We start from the raw sequence: 12,987 nt of genomic DNA, 5'->3' as shown, positions 1-12,987 counted from the left end.
ATATGTGCCCCGCCCTGCGGTGACATCCCACCGGAGGGGGCCGATGACCGGTCGGCTCCCCTTGCCAGGGGAGCTGCCGGCGCAACCGACTGAGGGGCAGCCGACAGAAGACCCGGGAACCAGCCGGGAGCCCGGTACACGCCGAACACGGCACACAGCGGAAACACCGCACGGAGGCACGCGGACGCCATCCAGAAGACCCTGGCCATAAAACAACACGACCACAGACCATCTATATCTGAAACATACCCGGATATACATCGCTGTATTTGCTGAACTCTCTATAGCAGAGATTCATGCACGATCCCAAGCCTGCAGCAGACCAATCGTGCGCGGGAAATGACAGGTTGTGTAACGTGAACGGCACAGCCCGACGGAACCTGATTCAATCAAACTAGCGGCGAAATGTGTGCGACCTAGGCACTGCATTGATGCGGTGCCGGCAGTGTGGCGCAACAGTTCGTGAGGCGAGCGTACAACGATGCCGATGCGACGGTGCCGGTGTGCAGAAGTCCCGAAGGAAACCGATGGGCAGCCGGAACAGTCGCCGGATAATAGTGCAGTGCAAGGGAGAACGATATGGAACTCGAAGATCTTTCGGTGGCCGAGAAAGCGGCGATGCTCTCCGGCGGCTCCGAATGGGATTCGCGCGGCAACGACCGTGCCGGCATCCCCAGCTTTGTGATGAGCGACGGTCCGCACGGCGTGCGTCGCCAGCTAGGCGAGGGCGACCACCTCGGCTTGGGTGCGTCCAAGCCTGCCACCTGCTTCCCGACCGCGGGTACCGTGGCCAGCTCCTGGGATCCGGAACTCGCCGAGGAAATGGGCGAGGCGCTGGGACGCGAGGCGCATGACCTCGACGTCAACGTGCTGCTCGGCCCAGGTCTGAACATCAAGCGCAACCCGCTGTGCGGCCGTAATTTCGAGTATTATTCTGAGGACCCGATCGTGGCCGGGCGCATGGCCGCCGGACTGATCCGCGGCATCCAGTCCAACGGTGTGAGCGCGTGCCCCAAGCATTTCGCGGTCAACAGCCAGGAGCTGCGCCGCCAGGCATCCAACTCGGTGGTGGACGAGCGCACGATGCGCGAGATCTACCTGACCGCATTCGAAATCGCCGTGCGTGAGGCCGCGCCGATGACCATCATGACCTCCTACAACGAGATCAACGGCGTCTACGCGCACGAGAACAAGCACCTGCTGCAGGACATCCTGCGCGACGAGTGGGGTTTCGACGGGATGGTCGTCTCCGACTGGGGAGGCTCGAACTCCGCCGTGGCCGCAGTCAAGGCCGGCGGCTCCCTTGAAATGCCGTCGCCCGGTTATACCTCCGTGCGCGAGCTGGAAGGCGCGGTGGCCGCCGGCACGCTCTCCGAGGCTGATCTCAACGCCCGCGCCGCGGAGGTGGCCAAGATTGCCCGCCTGACCCGCACGGAAGGCGTCGGGCGTGATGATCTGCTTGCAAACGATATCGCGGCAGCCCACCACAATGTGGCTCGGCGAGTGGCTGAAGGCTCCGCCGTGCTCCTCAAGAACGCTGGCGCAGGCATCGCTGCCGCCGATGCGACTGCCGCCGCCACTGCTCCGGTTCTGCCGCTGAAGCCCGGCACACGGGTCGCTGTGGTTGGCGATATGGCGAAAACCCCACGATTCCAGGGCTCCGGCTCCTCCAAGGTGAACGCCACCCGTGAGGAGAATATCCTGGACGAGCTGCATAACCCCGAAACCGCTGAGCAGACCGGTGTCACTGTGACTGGTTACGCCCAAGGCTATGACCGTCAAGGCGTCGCCAACCAATCGCTCCTCAACGAAGCCACAGCGCTCGCCTCCCAGCCTGACACCGACGCCGTGATCGCCGTGGTCGGCCTAGACGAGCGCAGCGAATCCGAGGGCCTCGACCGCTCCACCATGGCCATTCCGCAGGTGCAGAACGACCTTGTCGCCGCACTGGTGGCCACCGGCAAGCCGGTCGTCGTGGTGCTGGTGGCCGGTTCCCCGGTGGAACTGCCATGGTTCGACGATGTTGCCGCCGTGCTGTACGTTGGCCTTTCCGGCCAGGCCGGTGCCTCCGCCACTGTGCGGGCGCTGACCGGTCAGGTCAATCCTTCCGGCCATTTGGCCGAGACGTGGCCGCTGCAGTACGCCGACTGCCCGTCTGCCGGATGGTATCCGGCGGTTGGCCGCGACGCCGTCTACCGTGAGGGCCCGTTCGTCGGCTATCGCTATTACGAAACCGCAGAAGTGCCGGTGCGCTTCCCGTTCGGATACGGCCTCAGCTACTCCACGTTCACCTACAGCAATCTGACCGCCGACGAAACCGGCGTGCAGTTCACGGTGACCAACGATTCCGATGTGCCTGGCGCCACCGTCGCCCAGCTGTATGTCTCCGGACCGTCCCGCACAGTCGCCGATGCGACCGCGGGATCTGCGGATTCCGCGAAATCCGCAGTTGCGGCGGATGCTCGGCCTGGTGTGCTGCGTCCGGTTCGCGAGCTCAAGGGCTTCGCCAAAATCGAACTCGACGCCCATGAATCCAAGACCGTGCACATCGACTTCGACCGCTACACCTTCCGTCATTTTGATGTGGACGTCAATCGTTGGGCCACTGAATCGGGCATCTGGACGCTTGCAGTGGGTGCGAACGCCGAAGACCTTCCTTTGTCCACGCCGTTCGCCGTCGCCGGCGATGTGGACGCCGCGCCTGCGAACCCGGCCCTCGGACACTACCTGACCGGCGACGTCAAGCACGTCACCGACGCCGAAATGGCCACACTGTTCGGCCATGAGGTCATCGCGCCGGGCAAGCCCACCACCTTCGGCGTCAACGACCCGATTTCCAGCTGGGTCGATTCGCGCGGTTTCGTGGCGCGCACGGTCGCCAAGACACTGATCAGCCGTGAGGCCAAGGTGCGGCAGAAGACCGGTGCCCCCGACCTCAACACCCTGTTCATCCTCAACATGCCGCCGCGCGCCATGAGCAAGATGACTCAGGGCATGGTCGACTCGGCCATGGTCGACGCCATCGTCAGCATCGGCAACGGCCACACCTTCCGCGGTCTCGGCGGCCTGATCGCCGGCTACTTCCGCAACCAATCCGCCAACAAACGCATCGCAAAGGAGCTCAATCATGACTGACGCCAACAAGACCGCCGCCGAGGGCGCAGACGCCAAGAAACTCGGTCCGGTTCGTCAGTGGATTAAGGACCATCCCACGATCTGGGAGTTTATCCTGTTCAACGTGTTGTCGAACATTTCCACGATCTCACGCTTCGTGGTCACATGGATCGGTACCGCCATCTTTGTGAGTGCGTTGGGCCTGACCGCGCCGTTCTACTTCCTCATCTTCAACTACCCGGAGTCCGGCAACGGCCTGGGCGGTTTTCTCACCTTCCTGTGCGCCGAGGTCATCGCGCAGGTGGTGAACTTCTTCGTGCAGATGAAGTGGGTGTTCAAGTCCGACTCCAGCTTCAAGGACGCCGCGTGGAAGTATGCGATTCTCGCCGTCGTGATCGTGGTCGTCAACCTCGTGCTGCCTGGATATGTGACCTCGCTGTGCCAGGGCTGGGGCATGAATGCGGGCGTGGCCGGCACCATCGCCTCCGTGGTCAACACCCTGCTGGCCGTGGTGGTCAGCTACCCGCTGCTCAAGTTCTGGATCATGCCCAAGAACAAGGAGGCTGCCAAGTAATAATCTGATTCTTCGTCGTTTCTTCTTCCCCTTCCCTGAGGTCTGGCCGGAACGCTTGTTCTATGCGTTTCGGCCAGACCTTTTTGTGTATGTAGGCGTAGGACGTTTCGCGAAGCTGTACACAAGGAGAGGTGTTGCTATTTGCTTTCAATGAGGTACATGTGATGCATTGCGGAAAGGCATCCGCCTTCAATGTGGTACCTGATACGCGAAATTGCGATTATCAACGCTGGAATGACGGTGATTGTATTCATGCTTTTATGGATTAGGCACCTCACTGAAGACAGATACCTTTCCGCAAAACCGCGAATGTACCTCATTGAAAGGAGATAGTGACATCATGTAGCGGCTGGGGCGTGAATCGATGTGAGTAAGGCCACAGTGCATGAGGTACTCTCGGACATGCTGTTCTAGCAACGTCGGGCAAATGGCGGAATAACGCCCATAAACACTACATATAGTGTTTGTAGGCGCAACACGCCACTATACATAGTAGCTTGATTGCAAATCACATGGTTGTAATATGGCCTTCGTTTTGTTTTTCACCAGCATTGATTGAAGGGGAGTTGCCATGACCGTCACCGTGTTCACCAAGCCGCATTGCCCGCAGTGCGAAGCCACCAAGCGCCAGTTCACCAAGCTCGGCGTACCATTCGAGGTCGTGGACCTGACGGAGAACCCCTCCACCTTGGAACAGTTGCAGGCCGCCGGATTCCAGCAGGCGCCGGTCGTCATCACCCCGGACAACTCCTGGACCGGATACCGCCCTGATCTGATCCGCGAAGTGGCCAAGCAGGCCGCGGCCGCCGCTCCGGCCCCGGTCGCCGCGTGAATCTGGGTCACATGAACAGCGCGGCTTCGGCTGTGGCGGCAGGCGAGAGCGCTCGCATGGCATGCGGAAGCGGTGAAGCCGACGCGGCGTATGATGCTGACATGGCTCCATCGCAGGTGGGTGATCATGCGGAGCTCCTCCGGCTCCATCAGCGCGACGTTGCCGCTGCGGACGCCAGTGCCGCCAGCCGGCCTGAGTTCGCGGCGCAATCCGGCAAGGTGATTGGCGCGTTGGTCTACTTTTCCTCGGCGTCCGAGAACACTGCACGGTTCGTGGCCGGATGCCGCTTGCAGGATGAAGGCCTCAACGTCTACCGCATCCCGCTCAAGGCCGCCGACCAACCGCTGAACGTCCGCGAACCGTACGTCATCATGGTGCCCACCTACGGCGGAGGAGTGGTGAAGAAAGCTGTGCCGATTCAGGTCAAGCGATTCCTGAACGACCGGGCCAACCGCGAATGGATCCGCGGAGTCATCGCCTCAGGCAACACCAACTTCGGTGAGGCCTATTGCGCCGCCGGAGACATCATCGCCGCCAAATGCCACGTGCCCTTCCTCTACAAATATGAGTTGATGGGCACCCCTGAAGACACCGCGGCCGTGCGTGATGGCCTCGTGCGGTTCTTCACCCATCAGTGATTCCAGCGATTCCCGGCGAATACGGCTGGTAAGACCATCGGAGGCGGCCACCCGACCGGCCTGCTGCATCATTCGCGCGGCCGGCTACGGCTTCCCCGGAGAAGGCAAGAGAACGAATGGATGCGCCTCCGACGTTGCCGCGTCGTACCCATCCACTGAAGCCAGACGCGCCCAACCCCATCCAAGGACCTCAATACCAAGGACTGCAATACCTATGACCGACTTCACCAACACCGAACTGGCGCTCGACAACACATCGCACGCCGCCGAGCCCACCGATCCCGCGCACGACTACCATGCGCTCAACGCGATGCTCAACCTGTATGACTCGAACGGCAAGATCCAGTTCGACAAGGACAAGGCCGCCGAGCGCGCGTACGTGACCAACCACGTTGCCGCCAACACCGTGACCTTCCCTTCCACCGCCGAGCGCCTGAAGTATCTCATCGACAACCAGTACTACAATCCGGCCGTGTTCGCCCAGTACTCCGCCGGATTCCTCGACCGCTTCTACGACCACGTGGAATCCGTCGGCTTCGAGTTCGGCACGTTCCTCGGCGCATTCAAGTTCTACACGTCCTACGCGCTCAAGACCTTCGACGGCAAGCGATACCTCGAGGACTTCCCGCAGCGTTGCGCCGCCGTGGCGTTGGAGCTCGCCGCCGGCGACGAGCAGCAGGCCATCGAATACGCCGACGAAATGCTCGCCGGCCGCTTCCAGCCCGCCACCCCGACTTTCCTCAACCTCGGCAAGGCGCAGCGCGGCGAGCCGGTCAGCTGCTTCCTGGTGCGCATCGAAGACAATATGGAATCCATCTCCCGCGGCATCAACGCGGCCCTGCAGCTGTCCAAGCGCGGCGGCGGCGTGGCCCTGCTGCTGAGCAACCTGCGTGAGCTGGGCGCTCCGATCAAGCACATCGAGAACCAGTCCAGCGGCGTGATCCCGGTCATGAAACTGCTGGAGGACTCGTTCTCCTACGCCAACCAGCTGGGTGCCCGGCAGGGCGCCGGCGCGGTGTACCTGAGCGCCCACCACCCGGACATCCTGCGCTTCCTCGACACCAAGCGCGAAAACGCGGACGAGAAGATTCGCATCAAGTCGCTGGCGCTCGGCGTGGTGATTCCGGACATCACCTTCGAACTGGCCAAGCAGAAGGCGCAGATGGCGCTGTTCAGCCCCTATGACGTCGAGCGCGTCTACGGCAAGCCGTTCGCCGACATCGCCATCAGCGAGCATTACGACGAGATGGTGGCCGACGACCGCATCCGCAAGACCTACATCGACGCACGCAAGTTCTTCACCACCATCGCCGAGCTGCAGTTCGAATCCGGTTACCCGTATATCGTGTTCGAGGATACGGTCAACCGCGCCAACCCGATCGAGGGCCGTGTGACCATGTCGAACCTGTGCTCCGAGATCCTGCAGGTGCAGGAGCCCAGCGAATACAACGAGGACCTCACTTACAAGCACGTCGGCCGCGACATCTCCTGCAACCTCGGCTCCCTCAACATCGCCAAGGCGATGGACGGCGGGCTGGCCCATACCGTGGAGACCGCGATCCGCGCGCTCACCTCGGTGGCCGAGCACACGTCGATCAACGCCGTGCCGTCGATCCGCCGCGCGAACGAGGAAGGGCATGCAATCGGCCTCGGCCAGATGAACCTGCATGGGTTCCTGGCCCGCGAAGGCATCATGTACGGCAGTGAAGAGGGCCTCGACTTCACGGACATGTACTTCATGACTGTGGCCTACCACGCCTACCGAGCCTCCCACGCGCTCGCCGTGGAGCATGGCCGCGCGTTCCAGAGCTTCCCGACATCCGATTACGCCAAGCCGGCCGGCCAGGGCAACTATTTCGACAAGTACACCGACGGCCGCCGCTCCCTGGAGCCGCGCACCGCCCGCGTACGCGAGCTGTTCGCCCAGTTCGGCATCGCCATCCCCACAGTGGCCGACTGGCAGGCGCTGCAGGCCGCGATCATCAAGGACGGCATCTACAACCAGAACCTGCAGGCCGTGCCGCCCACCGGCTCGATCTCCTACATCAACCATTCCACGAGCTCGATCCATCCGATCGCCTCCAAGATCGAGATCCGCAAGGAAGGCAAGATCGGCCGCGTGTACTACCCGGCAGCCTACATGACCAACGACAACCTCAAGTACTACAAGGATGCCTACGAGATCGGCTGGAAGGCCATCGTCGACACCTACGCCGAGGCCACCCAGCACGTGGATCAGGGCCTGTCGCTCACCCTGTTCTTCCCCGACACCGCCACCACCCGCGACCTCAACAAGGCCCAGATCTATGCGTGGCGCAAGGGCATCAAAACCCTTTACTACATCCGCATCCGCCAGCAGGCGCTCGAAGGCACCGAAGTGGCCGGCTGCGTCTCCTGCATGCTGTGAAAGGAACAACAATGGCACCAATCTCCATCCCCCGCAAGCCCCTGAAGCTCATCGACCGCGTCTCCGCGATCAACTGGAACCGTCTGGAGGACGAGAAGGACCTTGAGGTCTGGGACCGTCTGACCGGCAACTTCTGGTTGCCCGAAAAGGTCCCCGTCTCCAACGACATCCCCTCCTGGCAGCAGATGAGCGAGGAAGAGCACACGCTCACGATGCGCGTGTTCACCGGCCTGACCCTGCTCGACACCATCCAGGGCACGGTCGGCGCGGTCTCCCTGATCCCGGACGCGCTCACCCCGCATGAGGAGGCCGTGTACACGAACATCGCGTTCATGGAATCCGTGCACGCGAAGTCGTACTCTTCCATCTTCTCCACCCTGTGCTCCACCGAGCAGATCGACGCCGCATTCGACTGGAGCGAGGAGAACGAGTTTCTGCAGAAGAAGGCCGAGATCGTGCTCGACTACTACGAGGGCGACAACCCGTACAAGCGCAAGGTGGCCTCCACCCTGCTCGAATCCTTCCTCTTCTACTCCGGCTTCTACCTGCCGATGTACTTCTCCGCGCACGCCAAGCTCACCAACACCGCCGACGTGATCCGCCTCATCATCCGCGACGAGGCCGTGCACGGCTACTACATCGGCTACAAGTACCAGAAGGGCATCGCCCAGCTTTCCGACGCCGAACGCGCGGACATGCAGGATTACACGTACGACCTGCTCAACGAGCTGTACGACAACGAGGTGGGATACACCGAGTCGCTCTACAGCGGCGTCGGCCTCGTTGAGGACGTGGAGAAGTTCCTGCACTACAACGCGAACAAGGCGCTGATGAACCTCGGCTATCCGGCGCTCTTCCCGGCCGAGATTTGCGACGTGAACCCCGCGATTCTCGCCGCCCTGAGCCCCAACGCCGACGAGAACCACGACTTCTTCTCCGGCTCCGGCTCCTCCTATGTGATGGGCAAGGCCGAGGAGACCGACGACGACGATTGGGACTTCTGATTCGATAATCGTCAGCGGTGTGCCGGAACATGGTCTGCCGGGGCTGCGTGGTTTGCCTGGATTGCATGGATTGTCGGGTTTGCCTGGATTGTCTGGTTTGCCAGTCGTGGAATACGGAAGAGGCTGTATGTTCGCGTCTCAACGGGGCATGCGCGAACATACAGCCTCCTTACGGGTTATTATCGACCGTATGTTTGCGTTGAGATGATGGGCTCGCGAACATACAGCCTGTCGGAAGGCCGTAAAAGGCTGTATGTTCGCGGCGGCTTCGTTGAGACGCGAACATACTGCGGTATCGCTGGCTCCAACGCAGTATTACCGGCTGCCACGCTGCATCACTGGTTGCACCGTGGCGCCACCGGCTGCAACGTGCGGTATCGCCGGCTGAACTGCGGCGTCACCGCGGTATCAACGCGGTCAGCACGAACCAGTGGTCCTCGGTGCGGATCGTCACCTCGCCGCCATACTGCGCGACGATGTGACGAATCGACTTCACGCCGAATCCATGCCGTGATGCGTCCCGTTTGGTCGTGCGCAGCGCGCCGGTCGAGTCCTTCTTGAGCGTCGAATCGTAATAATTCTCCACGCGAATCACCATGAACCGGCCCTGCCCATACAAAGCCAGCCGAATCAGGCGCTGCTGCCGGTCGGGCAGTTTGCTGGTCGCCTCGATGGCGTTGTCCAGCGCATTGCCGAACAGCGAGGCGATATCCATCGAGGACATGCCGGCGAGCAGTTTGCCATCAGCCACCGCCGTCAGCGTAATGCCACGATCGGCGCACGTGCGCATCTTGGTGGTCAGGATCACGTCCAGCACCGGGTTCCCGGAGTGCTGCTGGGCGCTCGCCGCCGCCACCGAAGCCTCCAGCTGTTCGAAGCCGGCCGCCGCATGCTCGGGGTCGACTTCCGCCCGCAGCGCCGCGATCTGATGCTTGAGATCGTGCGCGAGCCGTCCGATCGACTCGATGTTCTCCTTGGACGCCAGATATTCCTGATGCTGGCTGGCCAGTTGTGCGTTGATGGAGGCGAGCTCGGCGTTTGCTGCCATGCGCCGCGCCTGCTCCTGCTGCGCGTAGAGGATCGCGCAACCGCAGAAATCCACCAATGTGCGGATGTAGAACACCTCCTGCCCCACGGTTCCGGAGAACGGCGTATTGGTGGAGACGAAGCTCAGGTTACTCATCGCGAACGTCACGATGGTGATGGCCACAGTGCCGAGCAGCAACGGTACCGAGATGTCGGTCGGCCGATCGCTGGCGAAGTTGCCGCGCTCCAGCAGCCAGGCGGCGAAGAAGCATAGGGAGTACGTCAACGCCAGCAGCAGTAGCGAATACCACTGTTTGGCGGCGGCCGTATCCCCCAGATTCAGGAACATGACCAACTGCCAGTGCAGCGACGCCACCAACTCACCCAGTACGAACGCGCGCGCGGTGATGTACAGGCCTTCGCGGTTGCCGGTGCCTGCGCCGAACCGCACAATCGTCCACATGCCGCCGAACGCCAGCAGCATGCCGATGATCCAGAACCATAATGGCATGATGCCGTCAAAGTACTGGATGACGATCATGCCGGCCAGTCCGGCTGCGCTGACCACCGCCGTCCGTTGCCACGGTACACGGCGGTAGATGGCCAGAATATAGACGATGCAGGCCAGCCATTCGCACAGCGCAGTGTAGATGCGCGGAATGTCCGGCAGGGCGTTGGTGATGGTGCTGCCGTTCATCGGTCAGACTCCGACTGCAGCGGTGGTGCCGGAGGCGGTCGCCGTGGGAGCTGCCGCAGATCCAGCTGCCATGGGGACAGCCGCAGAGCCGGTTGCTGTGGCGGCTGCGTTGTCTGCGGCGCCGATGGCCACATTCGAAGTCGCCCCACCTGATCCCAGATAATTGGCCAGCGCCACCAGAAACGCCTTCTTGCGCGGGCGACTGATGCGCAGCGCCTCCCCGTTCGACATCACGCAATCCTGACCATCCACGCCGACCACATGCTGCATATTCACCAGATAACACGAATTCGAGCGGAAGAAACTCTGCCCGGCCAGTCGCTCCTCGAAATCCTTCAACGTGCCGGTCACCGATAGTTTGCCGCCGAGCGTGTGAATGATGATCGTGTGCCGAATCGATTCGATGTACAGCACATCGGACAGTTCCACCCGCATCTGCTTGCCGCCGGTGTCGATCAGCATCGCATCGTCCGCACGACGACGGACCATGTCGATCGAACGCTTGATCTCCTGGCGGAACGCGAAATAGGGGACCGGTTTGAGCAGATAGGAGAGCGCCTGCACTTCATAGCCGTTGATGGCGTATTGCGGGGCGGCGGTGATGAACACGATCACCACGGAATCGTCGCGTTCGCGAATCTGCCGGGCGGCCGCCATGCCGTCCATATGCTTCATCTCGATGTCCAACAGCAGGATGTCGTACGTGGGCGTGTACTTCTCGACGATCTTCTCGCCGTCGTCGAAAACGGAGATTGTGAACTCCGTGCCGGTTTCGCTATGGTACTGGTTCATATAATCCAGCACTCTCTGGCAGGCGGTGGGATCGTCTTCGACCACCCCAACCCTGATATCGCGCATGACCTTGACCTCCCGTCATGTTCCTCTCCCTGCCATCCTAGCTGTTGGCCTCGGCGGTGCGGTGTGGGCGGCGTAGGCTGCGCGGGGACGGCACCAAAGGAAAAGCCCGGCTGTTTGGGCCGGGCTTTGAAGGAGAGAAGGAAGAAGAAGGGATTCAGTTATGTGTTTGGCCTGTTGCGGCCTGACTCCATATAACCGCGCCAGGTTCAACGCCGCGTGCAAATGGTCTGGGAATTTCGTGTGAACGGCGGCTTTTCAGGTTGGTTCGGGCCTCCCATATTGCCCAAGCCCTATTGCGTATCCCTCTGCACAGCTCGCGCGATATCTCAGCGACTATATCCCGCCAACCGTCCGCTGAGCGGTGAGGCTAGCGCTGTGCTACTGCCGCTCCTCGAAGGTGACGCCGTTGCGGGCGGCGAGGCGCTCGGCCTTGCGCTCTTCGCGTCTCTCCTTGCGTTCCTCGGCATGTTCGATGTGCTGGATGCGCAGCTGGCGCCAATCCTCCCGCATGTCGCGGAACCGCTCGGCAAGCGTCAGCTCGTCGTTCGACTTGGCCTTGCCGGCAGCATCCGCGCCCGCTCCGGTGCCGGCGGCTTCCGGGTTCCTCGCCGGGAGAAGCCATGCAGGCGCGTCGTCCGAGCTCGCGGCCAAGGCGTCCGTGGCACTGGAACCCAGTGCATCCGCGGCATTGTCCGCGAGCTTGGTGATGCCCACCTTCACCAGGCTCAGCAGTTCGCGCAGCGTATCCGGGATCGGTTCGTCGCTTTCGCTGGCGGTCTTGGTCAGTCGGTCGATGTGCCGGCGAATCGCGTCCGCATCTTCGGGGTCGATTTTGAGGCCGGCGATCATCGATTGGCGGATGGTCTCATAGTCGAGATTCGCGAAGAAATTCAGCTGCTGCAGCGTCATGAATCCCTTGAGCTCCGGGAAATGCTCGAGAATATAGTCTTCGCGATCGTCGGCGGCGCGGGTCCAGTCGCGCGTAAGCTTGGGGTCCCAGCTGGAGGTGATCGAACCTTCGCGCATACGGTAGTGGTAGAGCACTTTGGGAATCCGCACCACGCGCGTGGCGGCGCCGATCACATTGCAGATGCGGGAGAGGTCCTCGATTTTACGGCCGACCGGGAACGAGAAATCGTTGTTCTGATAGGTCGATGCCGGGGCGAGGAACGCCCAGAAATACCCGTCGATTTCGGCCTTGACCTGCTTTTTCAGCGCCTCCACCGGTGTGAGCACCTGCACTTCGGTGAAGTCGTTGTGGCGATAGTTGGAGAGCAGCGGCTTGCCGTTCTCTGAAATGGTGTCGAACTGGAACATCACCAGATCGGCGTCGTACTTGCGCATGGCTGCGAGGCAATCCTCGACCAATGTGGGGGCGACAGTGTCGTCGGAATCAGCGAAGTATATATAGTCGCCGGTGGCCTGCGCGATGCCGGCGTTGCGCGCATCCGAAAGGCCGCCGTTTGGTTTATGGATGACGCGTACGCGCGCGTCCGTGGCCGCCCAGGCGTCGCACATGGCGGGGCAGTGGTCGGGCGAGCCGTCGTCGACCAGCAGGATTTCCAGATTGGCATACGTCTGCGATGTGATGCTTGTCACACAATCGTCGAGGAACTGCTCGACCTTGTAGACCGGGATGATGATGCTGACCAGTGGATCGTGTTCCATGATTCTAGGGTAACGCCGGGTCTCGCCGTGCTGTGCCGCGCTGCTTTCACGCGACACGCGGTGCGAAAATTTTCGCATTCCGGGCCTTGTTTTTGTGCATATGCCGTGTATAGTGAAACTTGGCTCAACGAAGAGAACCTTCACTGAACCGGAAAAAGTAAACGCTGAA

Annotated in this window: 8 protein-coding genes and 1 pseudogene; 6 read left to right on the top strand and 3 right to left on the bottom strand. The window is 61.6% G+C overall.

Annotation, left to right across the window (positions count from 1 at the left end):
* Positions 1-579 precede the first annotated feature (579 nt).
* The 6 genes from BW14_RS10360 (at position 580) to nrdF (ending at position 8,569) form a co-directional block, all read left to right on the top strand.
* A complete protein-coding gene (locus BW14_RS10360; protein WP_044090308.1) occupies positions 580-3,135 on the top strand; it encodes a glycoside hydrolase family 3 C-terminal domain-containing protein in 2,556 nt (851 codons plus the stop codon).
* Positions 3,128-3,688 carry a GtrA family protein gene (locus BW14_RS10355; RefSeq protein ID WP_044090307.1) on the top strand — a complete coding sequence of 187 codons (561 nt, stop codon included), beginning with the start codon at positions 3,128-3,130 and terminating at the stop codon, positions 3,686-3,688. Before BW14_RS10360 ends, BW14_RS10355 begins: the two co-directional genes overlap by 8 nt.
* A 571-nt stretch (positions 3,689-4,259) precedes the next feature.
* Complete coding sequence (locus tag BW14_RS10350; protein ID WP_044090306.1) at positions 4,260-4,520, top strand: glutaredoxin family protein; 261 nt, start codon at positions 4,260-4,262, stop codon at positions 4,518-4,520.
* A 101-nt stretch (positions 4,521-4,621) separates the two neighbouring features.
* The gene (gene nrdI / locus BW14_RS10345) at positions 4,622-5,158 is read left to right on the top strand and encodes a class Ib ribonucleoside-diphosphate reductase assembly flavoprotein NrdI (protein WP_223847965.1); all 537 of its coding nucleotides are present in this window, start codon (positions 4,622-4,624) and stop codon (positions 5,156-5,158) included.
* A 214-nt stretch (positions 5,159-5,372) separates the two neighbouring features.
* Positions 5,373-7,565 carry a class 1b ribonucleoside-diphosphate reductase subunit alpha gene (gene nrdE, locus BW14_RS10340; RefSeq protein ID WP_140490536.1) on the top strand — a complete coding sequence of 731 codons (2,193 nt, stop codon included), beginning with the start codon at positions 5,373-5,375 and terminating at the stop codon, positions 7,563-7,565.
* Positions 7,566-7,576: 11 nt separating this feature from the next.
* Positions 7,577-8,569, top strand: a complete 993-nt coding sequence (nrdF, locus tag BW14_RS10335; protein WP_044090302.1) for a class 1b ribonucleoside-diphosphate reductase subunit beta — start codon at positions 7,577-7,579, stop codon at positions 8,567-8,569.
* Between the two features lie 397 nt (positions 8,570-8,966).
* Here the strand turns inward: nrdF and BW14_RS10330 are convergent, their stop codons facing one another.
* The 3 genes and pseudogenes from BW14_RS10330 to BW14_RS10320 form a co-directional block, all read right to left on the bottom strand.
* The gene (locus BW14_RS10330; RefSeq protein WP_140463568.1) at positions 8,967-10,292 is read right to left on the bottom strand and encodes an ATP-binding protein; all 1,326 of its coding nucleotides are present in this window, start codon (positions 10,290-10,292) and stop codon (positions 8,967-8,969) included.
* A gap of 147 nt (positions 10,293-10,439) precedes the next feature.
* A pseudogene (locus tag BW14_RS10325) lies at positions 10,440-11,150 on the bottom strand (LytR/AlgR family response regulator transcription factor); the annotation flags it as partial.
* A 378-nt stretch (positions 11,151-11,528) separates the two neighbouring features.
* Positions 11,529-12,818: a glycosyltransferase family 2 protein gene (locus tag BW14_RS10320; protein ID WP_044090300.1), complete on the bottom strand. Its 1,290-nt coding sequence runs from the start codon at positions 12,816-12,818 to the stop codon at positions 11,529-11,531.
* Between the last annotated feature and the right edge of the window lie 169 nt (positions 12,819-12,987).

The sequence above is a fragment of the Bifidobacterium sp. UTBIF-68 genome (assembly GCF_006408855.1).
GTDB classification, from domain to species: Bacteria; Actinomycetota; Actinomycetes; order Actinomycetales; family Bifidobacteriaceae; genus Bifidobacterium; species Bifidobacterium reuteri.
The sequence above is the reverse complement of the archived record's forward strand: the minus strand, read 5'-3'. Positions and strand labels throughout refer to the sequence as shown.